The sequence below is a fragment of the Corynebacterium aquatimens genome (assembly GCF_030408395.1).
Taxonomy (GTDB): Bacteria; Actinomycetota; Actinomycetes; order Mycobacteriales; family Mycobacteriaceae; genus Corynebacterium; species Corynebacterium aquatimens.
In genome coordinates, this window is the sequence record NZ_CP046980.1 from 580,367 (window position 1) to 599,833 (window position 19,467).

Annotated in this window: 16 protein-coding genes and 2 tRNA genes; 11 read left to right on the top strand and 7 right to left on the bottom strand. The window is 61.1% G+C overall.

The window, feature by feature from the left end; translation table 11 throughout:
- Positions 1–87: 87 nt before the first annotated feature.
- The 3 genes from CAQUA_RS02705 to CAQUA_RS02715 are packed head-to-tail and all read left to right on the top strand — an operon-like array spanning position 88 to position 3,985.
- Positions 88–1,092 (top strand): glycosyltransferase family 4 protein, encoded by a 1,005-nt coding sequence (locus tag CAQUA_RS02705; RefSeq protein ID WP_196824630.1) that lies wholly within the window; start codon positions 88–90, stop codon positions 1,090–1,092.
- Positions 1,089–2,186: a glycosyltransferase gene (locus CAQUA_RS02710; RefSeq protein WP_196824629.1), complete on the top strand. Its 1,098-nt coding sequence runs from the start codon at positions 1,089–1,091 to the stop codon at positions 2,184–2,186. The genes CAQUA_RS02705 and CAQUA_RS02710 overlap by 4 nt, the downstream gene beginning before the upstream one ends.
- The gene (locus CAQUA_RS02715; RefSeq protein WP_196824628.1) at positions 2,141–3,985 is read left to right on the top strand and encodes a glycosyltransferase; all 1,845 of its coding nucleotides are present in this window, start codon (positions 2,141–2,143) and stop codon (positions 3,983–3,985) included. The genes CAQUA_RS02710 and CAQUA_RS02715 overlap by 46 nt, the downstream gene beginning before the upstream one ends.
- Here CAQUA_RS02715 and CAQUA_RS02720 read toward each other — a convergent pair.
- From CAQUA_RS02720 to CAQUA_RS02740, 5 genes are all read right to left on the bottom strand, one after another.
- Complete coding sequence (locus CAQUA_RS02720; RefSeq protein ID WP_196824627.1) at positions 3,960–5,228, bottom strand: Dyp-type peroxidase; 1,269 nt, start codon at positions 5,226–5,228, stop codon at positions 3,960–3,962. The two genes, CAQUA_RS02715 and CAQUA_RS02720, sit on opposite strands and share 26 nt — an antisense overlap.
- A gap of 41 nt (positions 5,229–5,269) precedes the next feature.
- The gene (gene efeO / locus CAQUA_RS02725; RefSeq protein ID WP_196824626.1) at positions 5,270–6,535 is read right to left on the bottom strand and encodes an iron uptake system protein EfeO; all 1,266 of its coding nucleotides are present in this window, start codon (positions 6,533–6,535) and stop codon (positions 5,270–5,272) included.
- Positions 6,532–7,599, bottom strand: coding sequence for an iron uptake transporter permease EfeU (gene efeU, locus CAQUA_RS02730; RefSeq protein ID WP_196824625.1), 1,068 nt, complete (start codon positions 7,597–7,599; stop codon positions 6,532–6,534). The genes efeO and efeU overlap by 4 nt, the downstream gene beginning before the upstream one ends.
- A 379-nt stretch (positions 7,600–7,978) precedes the next feature.
- Positions 7,979–8,779 (bottom strand): enoyl-CoA hydratase/isomerase family protein, encoded by an 801-nt coding sequence (locus CAQUA_RS02735; protein WP_196824624.1) that lies wholly within the window; start codon positions 8,777–8,779, stop codon positions 7,979–7,981.
- Between the two features lie 8 nt (positions 8,780–8,787).
- Positions 8,788–9,771: an NAD(P)H-dependent flavin oxidoreductase gene (locus tag CAQUA_RS02740; protein ID WP_196824623.1), complete on the bottom strand. Its 984-nt coding sequence runs from the start codon at positions 9,769–9,771 to the stop codon at positions 8,788–8,790.
- A gap of 176 nt (positions 9,772–9,947) precedes the next feature.
- On the opposite strand from CAQUA_RS02740, the gene CAQUA_RS02745 reads away from it, so the two are divergent.
- From CAQUA_RS02745 to CAQUA_RS02770, 6 genes are all read left to right on the top strand, one after another.
- Entirely contained in the window at positions 9,948–11,492 is a 1,545-nt protein-coding gene (locus CAQUA_RS02745) for a metallophosphoesterase (RefSeq protein ID WP_231375434.1), read from the top strand.
- 168 nt (positions 11,493–11,660) lie between these two features.
- Positions 11,661–11,735, top strand: a tRNA-Gly gene (locus CAQUA_RS02750).
- Positions 11,736–11,923: 188 nt separating this feature from the next.
- A tRNA-Pro gene (locus CAQUA_RS02755) sits at positions 11,924–11,997 on the top strand.
- A 66-nt stretch (positions 11,998–12,063) separates the two neighbouring features.
- The gene (tig, locus tag CAQUA_RS02760; protein ID WP_196825633.1) at positions 12,064–13,515 is read left to right on the top strand and encodes a trigger factor; all 1,452 of its coding nucleotides are present in this window, start codon (positions 12,064–12,066) and stop codon (positions 13,513–13,515) included.
- Positions 13,516–13,791: 276 nt separating this feature from the next.
- Positions 13,792–14,352, top strand: a complete 561-nt coding sequence (locus CAQUA_RS02765; protein ID WP_231375872.1) for an ATP-dependent Clp protease proteolytic subunit — start codon at positions 13,792–13,794, stop codon at positions 14,350–14,352.
- Positions 14,353–14,399: 47 nt separating this feature from the next.
- Positions 14,400–15,020 (top strand): ATP-dependent Clp protease proteolytic subunit, encoded by a 621-nt coding sequence (locus CAQUA_RS02770; RefSeq protein WP_196824621.1) that lies wholly within the window; start codon positions 14,400–14,402, stop codon positions 15,018–15,020.
- 61 nt (positions 15,021–15,081) lie between these two features.
- Here the strand turns inward: CAQUA_RS02770 and CAQUA_RS02775 are convergent, their stop codons facing one another.
- Complete coding sequence (locus CAQUA_RS02775; RefSeq protein ID WP_196824620.1) at positions 15,082–15,900, bottom strand: alpha/beta fold hydrolase; 819 nt, start codon at positions 15,898–15,900, stop codon at positions 15,082–15,084.
- Positions 15,901–16,119: 219 nt separating this feature from the next.
- Between CAQUA_RS02775 and clpX the strand changes: the two genes are divergently transcribed.
- Positions 16,120–17,388 carry an ATP-dependent Clp protease ATP-binding subunit ClpX gene (clpX, locus tag CAQUA_RS02780; protein WP_196824619.1) on the top strand — a complete coding sequence of 423 codons (1,269 nt, stop codon included), beginning with the start codon at positions 16,120–16,122 and terminating at the stop codon, positions 17,386–17,388.
- 91 nt (positions 17,389–17,479) lie between these two features.
- Here the strand turns inward: clpX and CAQUA_RS02785 are convergent, their stop codons facing one another.
- On the bottom strand, positions 17,480–18,292 hold the full coding sequence (locus tag CAQUA_RS02785; RefSeq protein WP_196824618.1) for a TetR/AcrR family transcriptional regulator: 813 nt from the start codon (positions 18,290–18,292) through the stop codon (positions 17,480–17,482).
- Positions 18,293–18,422: 130 nt separating this feature from the next.
- Between CAQUA_RS02785 and CAQUA_RS02790 the strand changes: the two genes are divergently transcribed.
- Positions 18,423–19,454, top strand: coding sequence for a malate dehydrogenase (locus tag CAQUA_RS02790; protein WP_196824617.1), 1,032 nt, complete (start codon positions 18,423–18,425; stop codon positions 19,452–19,454).
- Positions 19,455–19,467 lie beyond the last annotated feature (13 nt).

A 19,467-nucleotide genomic window follows, 5' to 3' on the forward strand; every position in this document is an offset into this window, starting at 1 on the left:
ACGATTAGTGGGCCTACACGTAAAAAATCGTTTATATTCGGTGAGGCTGTCTAACAGCGTCACTATTGACCTAAATAAGGAGGCGGGATGAAGGTTCTTTCCGTGCCCGCCCAACATCCCTACACCCAGGCGATTCGACCGCAAGGGGTTGAGTATCTCCCTGACCCGGATATCAACGGCAACTGGTGGCCGCACCCGGCTTTGGATGCCTCGTGGTGGCGCGGCAGAAGCGACGTGGATGTGCTGCACATTCACTTCGGCTTCGAGCACAAGAATGCGGATGAGCTTCGCATGCTTATCGACGAACTTCATCGCGCACGCATCCCCCTCGTGGTGACCGTCCACGACCTTGTGAACCCGCACTTAGACGACAGCGACCAGGAGCGCCATTACGCCAACACTGCCGTGCTAGTTGAAGGTGCTGATCAGGTGGTGACTCTGACGGACGGAGCTGCGCAAGAGATTGCACAGCGCTACGGCCGCGGCGACGCGTGGGTGATTCCCCACCCCGCGGTTGTCCCCGCTGGCGGCGCTACAGCGGAAAGAAACCGGAGCGGCGTTGCGGTCTTCCTTAAATCTTTGCGTAGTAATGCGGTGACGGACCCAGAGTTCTATCACACTATCGCGCAAGAAGTGGAACTTACGGTGTATCTCCACGATGAGGACGCGACCGCACGATTTGGGGCTGAGCTGGGGGCGCGCGGGGTGAGCGTCGTCAAGCATGCGCGCATGAGCGATGACGAGCTGCACGCGGCTGTGGCCTCGCATGTTGCGTGCGTCCTTCCGTACCTGCGCGGAACGCACTCCGGGTGGTTAGAAATGTGCCGTGACCTGGGCACGACCGTGGCTGCGCCGGACTGCGGAATGTTTGGCGATCAGGCGGATGCCCCGGGGGTCGTCGAGGTGTACCGCACTGGCGACGGCGCTGACGCCGCGCGGGCAGCAGCGACCCTGGTGGAGCGCGGCGCGGTGCCCTATGCCGGCGACCGCGCTGCCCGTGACGCGCAGATCCGCGATGATTACGCGCACGTGTATGAGCGGGCGGTTAGGGCAGCGGCTGAGACTTTGAGCGCGAAGAGGGGGAGCGAATGAAAATAGCACTCGTGGGTCCATCGCGATACCCCATCCGCGAGCCCTACGCGGGAGGGCTTGAGGCGTTCTGCCACACCATGGTCCGTGCCCTGCGCAGCCTGGGACACGACGTGGACTTCTATGCCGCGAAGGGCTCGGACGGAAACGTTAAAGACTTTGAACTGCCCGGCGTGGACTGGGGCGATAGCACAGAAAACGCGACGGATACCGGGTACCCGGACGGGGAGCGGGAGCGGGAGCTCGCAGCATTCGCTGGGCTGCGTGACCACCTCGTGGCGGTGGGATACGACGTTGTGCACAACAACGCCCTGAGCCCGGCCATGTTCCCGTCGCCCGCCTCCCCGCAGGAGCTTCCGATGGTGACAACACTGCACACACCGCAGCTTGCCGACATGCAGGCAGCGATCACCGCAGCAGGTCCCCGCGCGGGGAAGTTCGTGGCGGTCAGCGCGACGACGGGGGCAAGCTGGGTGACCCCACATCCGATCACCGTTGTGCCCAACGGCGTAAACACGCGGCTCTTTTCACCCGGTCGCGGCGGTACCGGTGCGGTGTGGTTCGGGCGCCTCGTTCCCGAAAAGGGTCCCCACCTAGCCATGGATGCCTGCCGCATCCTGGGGATGCCGCTGACGTTGGCGGGCCGAAAAGGGGACAGCGCCTATTTTCAAGAGGAGATCGCGCCGCGTCTCGACGGCTCGTTGATCCGGTGGGTCGGTGAGCTTTCGCATTCCGAACTGCGCAGGCTGGTGGGCAAGCACGCCGTGTGCGTGGTCACCCCGCGGTGGGAAGAGCCCTTCGGTTTGGTTGCATTCGAGGCAATGGCCTGCGGCACGCCCGTTGCTGCTTTTGATCGCGGCGGGCTTGGTGAACTGCTGGAAACCGCGCCGGCAGCGCTTGCGTCCGCAGACGATGTCGTGTCCTTGGCCGAGGCAATTCACTCCGCGGTCCATATTGACCGCCGCGCGGTGCGCGCGTGGGTAGAAAACCGACACAGCCTTACCGAAACCGCGCGCCGTTACATCACGATATTTGAGGAGGTCGCAGCGCAATGGCCACAGAACCCAACGCCGATGAAGCCCGTGAAAACTGTCTAATCGGCATCTACGCCCACCACCACGGCAGCGGACACATCCAACGCTGCCGCGAAATCCAGCGGCAGCTGCGGAAGATCGGCTGGGACGCTGTTATTTTGTCCACATCCCCTGCCGGTGACGTGCCGTTGCCGGATGATGCCGGCCATGGCCAGTCTGGCCGCGCCATGACTGCGGGTGGGACCCTGCACTACGCGCCGTACGGCAACAAGGGACTACGCGACCGCTTTGCCGTGATTGCGCAGTGGGTATCTGATAACAACCCGCAGGCGTTCTACGTTGATGTTTCCGCCGAGGTCGGCATGTTTTTGCGCCTAATGGGCGTGCCCGTGGTCACGCTTGCCATGCCTGGTTTGCGGGATGATCCACCCCACCAAACCGCCTACCGCCAGGCCGAAGCAATTATCGCCGCCTGGCCGAGCTGGGTTGGTGTGCCGGAGTTTTTGCAGCCGCACGCTGATCGGCTCCATGCCGTTGGCGGAATTTCACGCCTGCAGGTGCCTTCAGGATCGGTCATTCAGCGCGACGCGAAGCACGTCGTCGTCATGGCGGGCATGGGCGGCTCAACGTGGGACGCGAAGGATTGGCGCGCGGTAGAAGACGCGTGTGAGGGCTACCGCTTCACGTTCCTCACTGAGGACAACAGGATTGAAGATGAGGCCGAACTGGCCCGGATGCTCGCCGGCGCCGGGGTTGTTGTCACCGCCGGTGGCCAGAACTCCATCGCTGACATCGCTGCTCTTGGCGCACCCGCGATCCTTCTGCCCCAACCGCGGCCCTTCATTGAGCAAAAAATGAACGCCCACGTCGTGCGCGATGCAGGCCTGGCCGTGGTCCCCGATTCCTTCCCCGCCCCGGAAGAGTGGCCAGGCTTGCTCGACCGCGCTCAAGTACTGAACGCCGAGTGGTCACGCTGGGAAACCGAAGGGGCCGCACGCCGCGCCGCCGACGTCATCGCGACTGTTGCAGCAGATCCACGGGACACGAAAACGGCGATCGTCACCTTAGCCAGCCCCTCGCGGGCCGCCCACCTTACCCACCAGGTGAACCTGGCCCCGGAGGGAATCGATCACATCACCGTCGCGCTCAGCGGCCGCGAGGAATTGGCAAAAGCTGTCCCGAAAAGCCACGTCATCAGCGCCGATCACAGCGCCGAGCACAATTCCGGGGACACCTTCAACCTCGCCCGCGCGCGAAATGCCGGTGCGCGTGAGGCGATCGCACGGGGCAATGACACCGTGATTTTCCTAGACGCAGACTGCGTCGCTGGCGGTGATCTGGTCCCGCTGTACACGAAAGCGCTGACGCTGAATCCAGAGGCAATCGTCGCTGGCCCCGTCACCTACATGAAGCGCGGCGAGCTGCGCACGACTCGCCCTGATCCCCACCCGGCGCGGCCGAACCCGGCATTCGGCGACGTTGTTTCGGCGGACGATTACAACCTGTTCTGGTCGTTGTCTTTCGCTTGCACGGCGGCCACGTGGGAGCGCATTGAGGACACATTCGGTGGCTTCGACACCGGCTTTACCGGTTACGGCGGGGAAGACACGGACTTCGGCCAGAATCTTTCTGCACACGGTTTTGAGTTGCTGTGGGTGGGCGGGGCCCACGCTTTCCACCAGTGGCACGAGGTGTCCAGCCCACCGTGGGAGCACCTCGACGACATTCTCACGAACGCCGCTTATTTCCACTCGAAGTGGGGGTGGTGGCCCATGGAAGGCTGGCTCAAAGAATTTGAAGCCGCCGGGGCAATCGCGCTTATCGACGACCGGTGGGTCAAGCGAACATCTGCTGACCGATAAAGTCGTCGTCCCCATCGCCGATCCCCGGCGGGACCAGGTATGTTCCCGTGTTGGTGGTCTTGCAGTATTCCACGAACATCATGTCGCGGGACATGGACTGGTGGACCGTGGCGAAGCGGTCCACGGTTTTGGTGAACCCGATGAAGAATAAGCCCGCGAGCAGGCGGCCTTGCTCGTCGGAGCCGTCGATGAAGTTGAAGGCGCGACGCAGCATCTTGATTCCGCCGTTTTGATTCGGGTGGACATTGAACAAGTGCGATTCGTGGTCGATTTTTGGCAGGCCGCGTTCGTCCTTTGCGTCAAAGTCCGGCTCGGTGAACTCGTCGCCGCCGCTTAGAGGAGCGCCTTCGTGCTTGTCGCGGCCCGTGACGCGTTCCTGTTCTTGGAGTTGCAAAGTATCCCAGATTTCCGTGAGCATCCGGATCCTGCGCACCGTCATGTACGATCCGCCCGCCGCCCACGATTGGGAGGAGTTTTCCGGGATCCAGACGTGCTCGTTGAGCGTATCCGTTTCATCGGAGCGGATGTTGGCCGTCCCGTCTTTTTGACCAAACAGGTTGCGCGGTGTCTTTTCTTCACGGGAAGTCACGGATGCGCGTCCGAACCCAATCTGCGTCCAGCGCAACACCGCATCCGGCACCCCAAGGCGGGTCAGATTGCGGATGGCGTGACCAGCGACCTGCGGGTCATTGGCGCAGGCCATGATGCAGATGTCACCGTGGGAATGGTCCTGATCAGTGAAATCGTTGGTCATTTTTGGCATGTCCGTGAACTCTTTCGGCAGCTTGCCTTCCAGGCCGAATTGCTTACGGAACAGGTTCTTGCCAAAGCCAAAAGTGATCGTCAGACCAGACGGGCCTAGGTCAACTGCTTCACCGGAATCGTCCGGCGGGAAATTCTCACCGCCACCGAAAGCGCCTTTCGCAGTGACATCGCCGCCCATGGTGAGGCGCCGCGATGCCTTGGTCCACCGGGTGAGCAGATCAATCAAATCATCACGATCAATCTCTTCGTCCACGTCGAACGCGGCGAAGTGCATGTTGTTCTGCATCGGTGTGATGATGCCGGCTTGGTGCTCACCGGAAAAAGGAATGACCAGTTCCTCGAAATCGCTGACACTGCTGGCCGTGCCGTCGGCGCTAGACGCTTCGTCGTTAGGCGAACATGCTGCGGCAGCAAGACCTGCGGTGCTTGCACCGCCCAGTGCGAAGAACGTGCGGCGGGTGAATTTTGAACTGGTCACTGTTTTCCTCTTCCTCTTCGGTCCGTGCGTGAAGGTCCGGGCTAGATGCCCAGCACCGTACCAGTGAGCCGTGACAGCTCCTCGCGCAGCGCGTCGAGGGAACGAGTCAGCTTCTGCTGTTCACCGGCGTCTACCTCGCTGTAGTCCTTGAACCCAGCTTCGAGGCTGCCGTACTCGTCCAGCTGCTCCTGGAGGTCGTCGTAACGCTTCTCGATGTCCTCGACGAGCTTCTTGCCTTCCTCCCCGCGCTCCACGGCGATGTCCTTGACCAAGTCGAAGGCGATGCGGGAACCCTGCAGGTTGGACTGGAAGTCATAGAGATCCTTGTGGGACCACCAGTTTTCTTCACCAGTGATCTTGTTCGCTGCGATCTCCTCGAGCAGCGCCATGGCACCGTTGGACACGGTAGCGATGGTGATGTCGTTGTCCTTGATGAAGTTCTCATCGCGGACGGTTGCGTCCAGCTGCTCAACGTCGGCGATGAGAGCATCGGCGATCTCCGCGCGCTTCTTCTCGTCCGAAGGCTCCCAGCCCTCGCGTGCCGGAGTGCCGTCCGCGTTCTTGTCGGACTCCGCCGGCGGCCAAAGGTCCTTCTCGATGCGGTGGAAGCCCAGCCACTCGGTGAAAGTTTCATCGTCCTTCTTCAGCTCTTCAGCCTCAGCGATGTAGTCCACCTCGCGGTAGTCAATGCGCGGGTCGAGAATGCCCAGGGCTTCAGCGATCGGCTCGATGCGCTCGTAGTGGACACGGACGTTGGGGTACATCTCCTTCGCCTTTTCGTCGTCGCCGTTCTTATACGCGTTGGCGAATTCCGTGGTAGCGGGGACAAGCTCCGCGACCTCGTTCTTCACGTAGGCGATGTAGTCTTCCACTGCCTTGTCAAAGCGTTCCTGGTCAGAAGCATCGACCTCGATCGGCTGGCCTGTCACGGTGAATTTTGCCTGGCCGACGTTCGGGCCGCGCAGACCCGGCTTGCACGCGGTGAAGTAATCGCCCGGCTCCAGCGGCACGATGAGCTCGGCGGTCGTCCCCGGGGCAATGTTTTCTTTCTCCGCAATCACGCGCAGACCGTCGTTGGCCAGCACGTAGAACTCGGTGACTTCTTTGCCCTCGTTTTTGATGGTGAAGGTCTGGTTACCGGATTCCGCAGAATCCTTCGATGCTTCGCAGGAATCAGACTTCGCGGTCACCTCAATGGCACCGTCTTTGCCATCTGTGGAGTTGCTACCCGTATTGGCGTTTTCCACGCATGCGCTCAGCGGGAGCGCTGCAACGGTCAACAAGGCGAGGATCGATGCTTTCTTCATCGGTGAATCGGTTCCTTTCGTGTGGTGGAATTTTCCGCTGTTTCTGTAAGCGAAAGACTTTGGTGAGACGGTGCCAGCCCCGCCGCCTCGGAAGATGTATCTGCGGAAGCGACGGCTTCGCTCGCTTCATTTGCGGGCGAAGCAGCGCGTGCGTCGGTGGGTGATGCTGTAGGCACGGACTTCTGGCGAAGGTTGCGGATGAACTTGGGCACCACGATGAGCATGTAGGTTGCCCACCCGATCACCTGAAGCCACGACATTTGGGCCTCGAATCCGGTGAAGGCTTGCAGCAACGTCATGCCGAACCCGTTTGGATCCAAAGAATCGGAGAAGTCGAAAGCCCAGCCGAACGGGAAAGACGCCATCCAGAACGGGTAGGTAATGAACCCGGTGAGGACCTCGCCTGTGCGCGGGTGGGTTGGTGCGATGGGTTCTCCGGAGAACGGGCCCGGCAGCACCTGGGCTTCCTGCAGATCGTGGATTGCGTAGGCAGTGATACCCGCAGCGACGATGATGAGCAGCACACTGGACCAGGTGAAGAACGTTTGGAGTTTCAGCCGCAGCGCACCCGCGTAAATTCCCCAGCCGATACCGATGGCCACGATGATGCCGGACACGGCGCCAATAATCGCCCAGGTATCCAGCACCCATCCCCAGAGCATGAGGGTGAGCTCAATGCCTTCGCGGCCGACGGCCACGAAGGCCAACCAGAACATTGCACTTGCTCCTGCGGCGAGCGCTTGCCCAGTCTTGTCGTCCAAAATGCGGCGCATCGCACCTTGCTGGTTCGACATGGACAGCACCATGCCCGTGATCATCGCCACGGCGATGAGCGAGAAGACTCCGCCCATGATTTCTTGCGCTTTAAAGCTCAAGCCGTAGCGGCCGAAGGTGAAAATCGCGCCGAATACAAGGCACACCAAGGCGGCGATGCCGACTCCGGACCACACCGCCCGCTTAGCTTGGGGTGCTTCCCTGCGGTTGATGGCTGCGAGCAGAACTCCCACGATGAGGGAGGCCTCGAGCCCTTCGCGCAGTCCGACGATAAACGCGGCAATGAACATGGATGAGTAACTTTCCCTTTATATCGAGCTCGTGGACACGCCCGTGACCGAGCAACCAGTGAGGCCGGTAGGCGCAGCGTGTCTTCTTCAGGCTGGCCTATTCTAGCCTAGGGTCACCTTACTAAGCCAAGCCTAGGAAAGTAAATCTTTTGGACGAAATTAGTTGAATTTCCGCTGGATGCCCGCCGGCGTTCCGTCGGCGGTCTACCGACGTTGCGCCGGCGTTACACAGAAAAGACCCCACTGAAACTTCGCACGAGGGCGAAACTTCGGCGGGGTCTGTGCGCACCGCTTACACGCTACGCGCACCGCTTACACGCTATGTGCACCACCACACGCTGTGCGCGCGATGCGCACAGCGCGCATAGCGCGCGTAGCGTTAATCAAACTGGTGCGTGCGCTTGTTGAGGAAGGCGGCGACACCTTGCTGGTGCTCCTCGGTGCCGAGGAGGGCGGTTTGGGTTTGAGCCTCGAATGCGAGGGATTCGTTGAATCCGCGCAGCGCAGCCTTGTTCACAGCGGCCTTCGTCGCGGCGAGTGCGCCGCGCGGGGACGTCGAGAAGCTTCGGGCGAGCTCTTGGGCGGTGGCTAGTGCTTGGCCCTTTGGGCTGAGTTTTGCCACGAGCCCGGCGGCGAGGGCTTCCTTTGCAGAAAGTGGGAGCTGTGCCAGCACCAGCGCCATTGCGCGGTGGCGGCCCATGGAAGCCGCAGCCGTTGCCACGGCACCACCGTCGGGCATGAGACCGATCCTGCCGAATGGTAGAACCACGAAGGCTTCTTCGCTGGCGATGATGATGTCGGTGGCAAAGGCCACGGATGCGCCGATGCCAGCGCAGGCCCCTTCCACCGCGGCGATCACGGGGATAGGGCAGCGGGTGATGGCGTCGGCCATCATCTCAATGTCCACCAAGGCAGGGGCCACGCCGTGCGGGGCAACGTTGAATTCCTCAGCGTTGGCGAAGGACTCCACGTCCATGCCGGCGCAAAACGCTGTGTCGTCGCCAGTGATGATCACCGCGCGGATAGAGGCATCATTGCCAGCGCGCAATACTAATTCGCCGATCGCGCGGTAGGAATCCGCGCGCAGGGCATTGCGCTTCTCCGGGTTGGAAATGCGGATCGTGGCAATGGTGCCGTCGACCTCAGCGGTGATGATGGGGGAGGAGGAAGATGTGTCCATCGTTACCCCTACTTTGCGATGAATCCCGACAGGCGGTTTTCAATGATGTCCACTGCCTCGGTCACGATGCGCTGAACCAAGTCCTCACACGACGGGATGTCGTTGATGATGCCCTGGACAGGACCCGCGGACCAGATACCAGCGTCGATGTCGCCGGTCTCGTATACCTTGCGGCCGCGTGCGCCAGCCACGAGGTCGCGGATCTCTGGGAAATCGGCGCCAGCATTAAGTTTCTCGACGACCTCATCACTCACCGCGTTCTTTGCCACGCGTGCCGTGTTGTGCAGGGTGCGCAGGATCAGGTTCGTGTCCAGCTCGGAGCGCTCGACGATGGCTTCCTTCACGTTCTGGTGGACCGGTGCTTCTTGGGTGCACAGGAAGCGCGTCCCCATGTTGACGCCCTCGGCGCCAAGCGACAGTGCGGCGGCTAGTCCGCGGCCGTCCGCGAAACCGCCGGAGGCCACGAATGGGATCTCCAGCTTGTCTGCTGCGGCAGGCAGAAGGATCAGGCCCGGGATGTCGTCCTCACCGGGGTGGCCAGCGCACTCAAAGCCGTCGATGGAGAGAATGTCCACGCCCTTGTTCTGGGCGCTCAGTGCGTGGCGCACGGACGTGCACTTGTGGATGACGGTGACGCCCGCGGCCTTCAGGCCCGGAACCAACCTGTCCGGGTTAGCGCCAGCGGTCTCAACGACTTTGATGCCCTTCTCCACTGCGACGCGCAGGTACTCGTCGTACGGCGGCGGGGTGATGGTGGGCAGGATGGTCAGGTTCACGCCGAACGGCTTGTCCGTCATCTCGCGGCAGCGGTCAATCTCTTTGCCCAGGTCTTCCGGGGTCGGCTGCGTCAGTGAGGTCAAGATGCCCAGGCCACCCGCGTTGGAGACTGCGGATGCGAGTTCAGCTGTGCCAACCCACTGCATTCCGCCTTGGATGATCGGGTGCTCGATTCCAAGCATCTCTGTAATGCGGGTGTTGAGTTTTGCGGCCATGAGGTCCTCCTAGGTCTTATAAGAGTGGTCTTGGAATAAAACGTGAAGTGTCAAAACGTCTTCGGAAGCAGCTTCAGACAACGTTTATGAAGTGAGGCCCACGTTACACTTTGGGGCCTACTGCGTTCTAGGTTACTTGCCCAGCGGAACCTTCGCGTCCGGCTTATGTTTTATTCATGGCGACTCCTTGTGAACCGACGGCTGTTACCCGGCGGATGCTGGACTACACCGCATCCCGCCGGACGTTGATCAAGGCAACGGGCGTTGCCGCCGGCACCGCCGGAGTGGGTGTGATCGGGGCGAGCGCGTGGGCGCAGGAGACTGAAGGTGTAGCCACCGTTCCAGAACCGCCGCTTCTGCCCGCCGACGGTACGAGTTCAGTCGGCAGTTCCCAGGCAGGCTGGGTGTTCGGCAACACTGGCCGCAATAGCCACGGATCATTCATCGCTGGCGACCTGCAGGTGATCACCACCACCGAGGATTCTGCGGTGATCAACTGGATCACGTGGGATGCCCGCGTGTCACCTGACCTGGTTCCGCAAGGACTGCCCACGGCAGGGAAACTGGTGGTGCGCGCGGTAGATAACCCCAGTGAGGTTCACGTCGTAGAAAGCCCGCGGGAGACCTTCTTCCACCAGCTCACCGTGACGGGATTGCGGCCGTCGACGACGTACTCCTTCGTCGCCACGTCGCATGGCGTTGAGGCCGCCGCGACGCACAACATCATCGCGGAATCGCGCCGGGAGTTCACCACCCAGCCGAAGATGGCGGGGCCCGTATTGGCCACGATCATGGTTGCCAATGACACCCACGTCGGCGAAGAGGCTGACGGCCTGCTCTTCGCCAACTTCCCGCCGCCAGCTAAAGCGAAAGCGGGGGAGCGGCCGTACACCGACATCACTACGGAATCAGTCATCGCCTCAGCCCACGCCGTGGGTGCCAGCCACCTCTTTGTCAACGGCGATGTCACCAGCGAAGCAAAACCCGCGGAGGTCGCGCGCGCAAAGCAGCTTCTCGACGGCTTCAATGGCACCGTTCGGGTCACCCGCGGTAACCACGACCGTCCGCACAAACTTACCGACGGCCCTGAATACGCTGGTGCGCCGGTCTACGACGCTGAACGCGTCGACCCTTTCGGTGCTGTGTTTGAACCCCGCCAGCAAGCGTGGGTGGAAAACATCCTGGGTGCAGGCGGTGCAGTAGTCGCCCGGGTAGTGGGAATTGACTCCACTGAGCTGGATTCTTCCAGCGGCATGATCGAGGACGCTCAGTTTGTGCAAATTGAGCGCATTTTCAACGAGGACCGCACCACGCCGACCGTCGTCATGTTGCACCACCCCTGCACCCGTGCCGCGGCGTGGTCAAACGCCGGCGGGCCTGGCTTTGTTCTGCGGGACAAAGACATCGTGAGGCTCCAAGAACTCATCGCTAAGCAGACAAACATCAAGCTCGTGCTCAGCGGCCACACGCACCGCGCGCGGAAAAACGCACCCGATGCGGCGAAAAACACCGTCTTCCTGGAGACCCCAGCAGCCAAGAACTGGCCTACCGGCGCAACGCAGATCCGCTTCTTTAAAGACGGCATGGCCATCACGTTCCGCCAAAACACCTCAGAGGAAGCCCTGCGCTGGGCCGCGCGCACGCGCTGGACCATCTTCGGTCTGTCCCCGTCAGTGATGCTCGGGCCGATTGAAGCCCGCGCCCTGACGATCTTCTACTGACCTTTATCTAACGCGTAGTCTGGCCGTTATTTACCTGCCGTCCAGACCTTGATTGCGGATCTACGGCGTCGCAGCTTTTACTTCAGACGTGTGGTGCGCTAGACTGCTTCATCGTTCTGAAGTTCCTTTTCGCTTCGGGGCCGTGCTGTAGCGGAAAAGCCGCAGCATGGGAACGTCGTATAGTGGCTAATACCTCAGCCTTCCAAGCTGAAGACGCGGGTTCGATTCCCGTCGTTCCCTCCAAGCACCCAGGTTTCGTACCGGGTGCTTTCCTGTGTGGTTCAGCTGTAGCTTTGCGTGTGTGCATGTGGCGTTCGTACTGGGAAGAAGCGCATGGCGCGACCCTATGAAAAAGACTGTTTTGGGGCCGCGCTAGAATCTTCACCCGTGGCCAAAGCGTCACAAGAAACTACAACGAAATACCGCAACTACGGGGCGTGGCGCAGCTTGGTAGCGCACCTGCTTTGGGAGCAGGGGGTCGCAGGTTCAAATCCTGTCGCCCCGACGTAGTAGGCACGGTGTGCCGAACTTTTTAAAGATTATTGTCAATGAAGATCAGGAGAGTAGATCTGTGAAGACGTCCGTGGATAAGCTCAGCGACACTCGCGTGAAGCTGACCGTCGAGGTCCCGTTTGAGGAGCTTGGTTCGGAAATCGATCAGGCATACAAGGCGATCGCTCAGCAGGTCAACATTCCTGGTTTTCGTCGTGGCAAGGCGCCGCGCCAGCTTATCGACGCACGGGTGGGCCGCGGCCCGATCTTGGAGCAGGTCGTCAACGACATGCTGCCGACGCGCTACGAGCAGGCCGTGATGGAGAACGATCTTCAAGTCATCGGTTCCCCGGAGATTGAGATCACCAAGCTCGAGGACAACAACGTCGTTGAGTTCGTGGCCCAGATTGATGTGCGCCCGACCATCGAGGTTCCGGACTTCTCGGAAATCTCCGTGACTGTTCCGACGCTGAAGGTCGACGATGAGGCTGTCGATGAGGAGCTGGAGAACCTCCGCGCTCGCTTCGGTGAGCTGAAGGACACCACGCGCAAGCTGAAGAAGGGTGACTTCGCCGTCATCGACCTCGAGGCATCCATCGATGGCGTGACGATCGACGAGGCATCCACCGAGGGCATTTCCTACGAGGTCGGCCGTGACGACCTCATCGAGGGCCTGGACAAGGCGATCAAGGGACTGAAGACCGGCGAGGAAGCCGAGTTTGAGGCCACGATCGAATACGGCGAGCACAAGGGCGAGAAGGCCAACGTCAAGGTCACCGTCCAGCAGACCAAGGAGCGCACGCTCCCCGAGCTTGACGACGAATTTGCGCAGATGGCGTCCCCGCACGACACCGTGGAGGAGCTGCGTGAGGCAACTGCTGAGCAGGTCCGCGAGAACGGTAAGGCTCAGCAGGCAGCGAACATCCGCGACGAGGTTCTGAAGGCTGCATTGGAAAAGGCATCCTTCGAGCTTCCCGCCGCGATCGTTGAAGAGCAGGTTCAGACCCAGTACAACCAGCTACTGGCTCAGGTGGGCAACGATGAGGCTGTGCTTGCCCAGCTGATGGAGGCACAAGGCACCACCCGCGAGGAGTTTGACGCCGAGGCACGTAAGAACGCTGAGGACTCCGTGCGCACTCAGCTCTTCCTGGACGCTGTCGCAGACGTGGAGAGCCCCGAGGTCACCCAGCAGGAGCTGTCCGATCACATCGTCTTCACCGCACAGTCCTACGGCATGAGCCCGCAGGAATTCGTCCAGCAGCTGACCCAGACCAACCAGATGATGAACCTCTGGGCGGACGTCCGCCGCGGCAAGGCCCTGGCAGCTGCGATCTCCCGCACGACCGTGACCGATGAGGACGGCAACTCGGTAGACCCGGAGGAGTACTTCGGCGAGATCGAGGACGAAGAGACCGAGAACATCTCCACTGGCGCCGAGGCGCCTGAGGCTGAGGCGCCCGCAGCTGACGCACCTGAAGCTGATGCACCTGAGGCTGAAGCTAGCGAAGCTGAAGCAACCGAGGACGAGTAGGATTCATAACCGAGTCCCTCACGTCCTTGAATTAAAGCGGCTCTGCGGAGCCGCTTTTTCATTGTCCAGCTGTTGAGATTCTCAATCAGATTCCCACTGAGATTCCCACTGAGATTCTCACTGGGAATCTCAGTGAACGCTGAGAGCGAACACGGGGCCGGGGGCGGGAATTGGGGACTAGAGTGGGGCGTTAACTTTAGGCAGAGGTCCGGTAAGGGCCCAAACAACCAGTATTTTATTGAAGGAGTTCCAGCTGTGACATCTCCCGCCAATGGCATGAACCTTGGAGACTCGGTCTACGAGCGTTTGCTGCGTGAGCGCATCATCTTCCTGGGCCAGGAGGTGGACGATGAGATTGCGAACAAGCTCTGCGCCCAGATTCTTCTGCTTTCCGCGGAAGACCCGAACCGCGATATCTCGCTGTACATCAACTCGCCCGGCGGATCGGTCACCGCGGGCATGGCTATCTACGACACGATGCGGTACTCACCGTGCGACATCGCGACGTACGGGATGGGTTTGGCCGCATCGATGGGTCAGTTCCTCCTGTCCGGTGGCACGAAGGGCAAGCGTTACGCCCTTCCGCACGCGCGCATCATGATGCACCAGCCGTCGGCTGGCGTGGGCGGTACCGCCGCAGACATCGCGATCCAGGCAGAGCAGTTTGCTCAGACCAAGCGCGAGATGGCGGAGCTTATCGCCGAGCACACGGGCCAGACCTTTGAGCAGATCACTAAGGACTCTGACCGCGACCGCTGGTTCACCGCCGAAGAGGCGAAGGAATACGGCATTGTTGACCACGTCATTTCCCACGCGAACGGCTCGATCGCAAACTAAAGCAGAACCGACGAGATCACACGAAATAGGATTTTAGGAGCAACCATATGTCTTTCCAGATGCCGTCATCCCGTTATGTTCTGCCAAGTTTTATTGAGCAGTCTTCCTACGGGACGAAGGAAACCAACCCGTACTCCAAGCTGTTTGAAGAGCGCATTGTCTTCCTGGGCACGCAGGTAGATGACACCAGTGCTAATGACGTCATGGCGCAGTTGCTGGTTCTGGAGTCCCAGGACCCCGACCGCGACATCACGATGTACATCAACTCCCCGGGCGGTTCGTTCACCGCGCTGATGGCGATCTACGACACGATGCAGTACGTGCGCCCCGACGTCCAGACCGTGTGCCTGGGCCAGGCTGCGTCTGCTGCCGCCGTGATTCTCGCTGCTGGAGCGCCGGGTAAGCGCGCGGCTCTGCCGAACGCACGCGTCCTCATTCACCAGCCGGCCACCGAGGGCACCCGCGGCCAGGTCTCTGACCTAGAGATCCAGGCAGCCGAGATCGAGCGCATGCGCCGCCTCATGGAAGAAACCCTGGCACGTCACTCCGGCCGCACCGCGGAGCAGGTCCGCATTGACACCGACCGTGACAAGATCCTCACGGCGGAAGAAGCCAAAGAGTACGGCATCATTGACCAGGTCTTCGACTACCGCAAGCTCAACGCCTAAATGCTTGACGACGATGGGCCCCCGTGCGAATGCACGGGGGCTTCGTCGTTAAGCAAGTGCCCTAGCCTTTCAGAAAGCTGAGCAAAGCCTCGTTGAATTCCTCCGGCTGCTCATTGGCAACCTGGTGGGAGGCCGACTCAATGACCACCGTCGTCGTAGGACCGGTGACGCCATTGGCGATTTCCTTGAGCTGATCGGGGCCAGTCGAGGGGTCGTCGGCGCCAGCGATCGTGAGCACTGGGCACGAAATGAGCTGAAGGCGCTCTTCAAAACCCCACTTCGCTAGGGCATCGCCGCACTGTGCGTAGGCTTCAGGGTCAACGGAACCAACCATGTCCTTGAACTTCTGCACCACCTCTGGGTGGTCCTGCTTGAAACCGTCCGTGAACCAGTTATCCACGGTCGGATCGACGATCGGTCCCATCCCTTCACCGCGGGCAGTCGCAGAGCGCTCCTGCCACTTGCCGGCACCGCCCAGGAAGGTGGCAGTGGACGCAAAGACGGCGGCATCAACGCGGTCGGACGTGGCAGCGAGGTACTGCGCGATCGCGCCGCCCATAGACAGGCCGACGATAGTGAAGTGATCAACCTCTAAAGAGTTAAGGGTTTCGAGGACATCGGCGGCGAGATCATCAACCGTCGTCATGCCAAGATCCACAGCTGGGGTAGGAGACTCCCCGTGGCCGCGGTGATCAATAGCGATCACTGTGTAATCGGGCGACAGGGCCTCGATGGTCGGTGCCCAGGCCTCGACCGTCGTGCCGATTGATGGAAGCAGAACGACGGTGCGCCCCGCGTCGCTGGAATTTTCCGGCGCGGATGCGGGTTGGTCGGAAGCAGGTGCGGAGTGCGAGTGGACTTGTGCGTGAACTTTCGTCATACCTTCATTGTTGCGGAATTTTCCAGCCCGTGCCGACGGGGATTTCAGACGGCCCTGAAAGCAGTGCATGACAGCGTGGGCGTGGGAATTTCCAGGGATGTCCGATGTCGGACTAGACTCGATGCAATTGAACGCGTGCGGTAGCTTCAGCGTTGAAGCGACAGTGTTGAAGCGACAGTGTTGAAGCGCCATAAAAGACACGGGGAGATTTAACACCTCATGGCAGTAACTCAAGACAGCTCGGATTTGTTGAAGTGCTCTTTTTGCGGAAAGAGCCAGAAACAGGTGCGCAAACTCATCGCCGGGGGCGGGGTGTACATCTGTGATGAATGCATTGAGCTGTGCAATGAGATCATCGAAGAGGAGCTGGCGGGCGCAACGCCCGCAGCTGGGAAAGATGACTCACGTTTGCCGCGGCCTTCGGAGATCACTGCGTTTCTGGATGACTACGTGATCGGGCAGACGCGCGCGAAGCGGTCGCTGGCCGTTGCGGTGTACAACCACTACAAGCGCATTCGTTCCGAGGAGCTGCCGTCGCGCCGCCGCGAAGAAGAAGTAGAGATTGCCAAGTCCAACATTCTTCTCCTGGGGCCGACTGGCTCTGGCAAGACCTATCTTGCGCAAACGCTGGCGAGGATGCTGAACGTTCCATTTGCTATCGCAGACGCAACGAGCCTCACCGAAGCGGGGTACGTGGGCGAGGACGTGGAGAACATCCTGCTGAAGCTGCTGCAGGCCGCCGATTTCGATGTGGAGCGTGCACAAAACGGCATCATCTACGTCGATGAGGTGGACAAGATCTCGCGCAAGTCTGAAAACCCGTCGATCACTCGCGATGTCTCGGGCGAAGGCGTGCAACAGGCTCTGTTGAAGATCTTGGAAGGAACGGTCGCGTCCGTTCCCCCGCAGGGCGGCCGCAAGCACCCGAACCAGGAATTCATTCAGCTGGATACCACCAACATTTTGTTCATCGTGGCCGGCGCGTTCGCAGGCTTGGACAAGGTGATCGCGGAGCGCGTGGGCAAGAAGGGGATCGGGTTCGGCGCGGAGATCGATTCCGCGGCCGAGCGCGATGAGGCGAACATGCTCGCCCAGGTCCAGCCTGAGGACCTGGTGAAATTCGGCCTGATTCCGGAATTCATCGGCCGACTGCCGATCGTGGCGGCAGTGGAGAACCTGGACACCGAATCCCTCATCCGCGTGCTCACCGAGCCGAAGAACTCCCTGGTGGAGCAGTACGAGCGTCTGTTCAAAATGGACGGCGCGCAGCTCCGCTTTACCGACGACGCCCTGCATGCGATCGCCCAGAAAGCCGCCGACCGCGGCACCGGCGCCCGTGGTCTGCGCGCGATCATGGAAGAGCTCCTCGTGCCCGTCATGTACGACCTGCCGGACCGCGAAGACGTCGTTGAGGTTGTCATCAGCGAGGCCGCCGTGGCCGGGGAGGCTGAGCCCGAATACGTGTTGACGGAGAAGAAATCCGCCTAGCGTGCCCCGACGCGGGGCACGGAACGGCCCGGTGCGGGGACTGGCTGGGCCCAGGCCGGCCCGGCGTCGGGCCCAGGCCGGCCCGGGTGCGTTAGTCCGCGGGGTCGCTGTAGACGTCGCTAAGCCCTTCGGCGATGTAGTCGTCTTCGTCGCTCTCACTGTCGCGTGACGCGGCGGGGCCGGACGGTGCAAGGTAAGAATCGTAGCCGGAATACGGGATGTTGGACGTGAGGAACGTCAAGGCCGTATCAATGGCTAAACGGCGCAGGCCTTCGGTGTTGCGCGGGTCGAGTAGGTTCAGGTTGCCGTAGTACAAGACGGTGCGCGCGTTGGTGGTGCGGAAAAAGGAAATCGACGACACCAAGACCAGCAGGTCGATCGCGGTGATGCCCGGGCGGAATGCGCCGACGTCCTGGCCGAGCAACAAGAGGCGCTCGATCTGCAGGATCACTTCGGATTCGCCCAGCATGCGGTGCGATTCCTCGTAGTCGAGCACGGGATCGAGGTTCTCGCGCACGATCAAGCTCACGACGTCCGGGTTGCGCTGCACAACGTGGAAAATCGCATCAACGAAACGACGGATCCCCTCCACGGGCACGGCGTAAGAGCGCTCGAGGAAGTCTTGAGGCGGCGTGAAGGACTCCACCGCCCGGTTCAGCGCCCGCTTGTACAGCTCACATTTGTCACCAAAGTGGTAGTGCAGCATTCGCTTCGACACGCCCGCCTGCGCCGCGATGGTGTCCAACTTCGCAGCCTCAAAACCGCAGTGCGCAAATTCCGCCACAGCCTTATCGACGATCGACTCAAGACCACCAGCCGGAATCAGCGACGCCTCCACCGACTCTTGCTCGATGGGACCGTCACCGCCTTGCTGCCCGTCGTCGATACGCGTGTGCTCATGCATACCTCAATCGTGCATGAATCGGGCGTGAGGCCGCTGCCGAATAGGGCCATTCGGGTGTAGCGGAGGGGTGAGAGAACTAAAAGTCCTAGACTGGCGGGGGTAATGCAAAGGACGAGCTGGAAGATCACCAATGACCTTTACTACTTCTAACGTGAACGACAACCAAACGTCTCCCATCAAGGTGACGGTCACGGGCGCGGCGGGCAACATCGCGTATTCGCTTTTGTGGCGCATTGGTTCCGGTGAAGTTTTTGGCCGGGACCAACGCGTGGACCTGACGCTGTCCGACATCCCATCGTCGATGTCCGTGGTGGAAGGCGTGGCAATGGAGCTCAACGACTCCGCGCTGCACTGCGTTGCAAGCGTCAACCTCTCCGACGACCCAAAGACCTCCTTTGACGGTGTGCAGGCAGCATTCCTCGTCGGCGCTAAGCCCCGCGGAAAGGGCGAGAGCCGCGCGGACATGTTGGCGGCGAACGGCAAGATCTTCATCGATCAAGGCCGCGCGATCAACGAGCACGCTGCGGATGACCTGCGCGTGGTCGTCGTGGGCAACCCGGCGAACACCAATGCGTACATTCTGAACAAGGCTGCGCCGGACGTGTCGTCGGAAAGCATCACTGCTCTCATGCGCTTGGACCACAACCGAACCCTGTCCATGCTGGCCAACAAGTTCCGCACTGACGGCGGCGACTTCGGCGATGTCCACAGCGAGGAGTTCCAGCACGTCGCGGTGTGGGGCAACCACGGCGACACGCAGTTCCCGGATCTGTCCTACGCATCCGCGCGCGGGACGAAGCTTAGTGAAGTGCTTGACCAGGACTGGTACGTCAACGACATGATCCCGCGCGTGGCGCACCGCGGTGCGGAGATCATTGAGGTCCGCGGGAAGTCGTCGGCGGCGTCCGCTGCGTCGGCGGCGGTGGACCACATGCGTGACTGGTACGCCGGCTCAAACGGCAAGTGGGTAACGGCCGCGGTCGTGTCCAAGGGTGAGTACGGCGTGGACCCGGGCTTGGTCTTTGGTATGCCCGTGGTGGGGGAGAACGGATGTCTGTCGGTGGTCGAGGACCTAGAGATCAGCGACTTCCAGCGTCCCCGCATCGACGCCAACATCGAGGCCCTGCGCGCTGAAGCCCAGCTTGCTGACGAGCTGTTCTAGCCACCTCACCTCC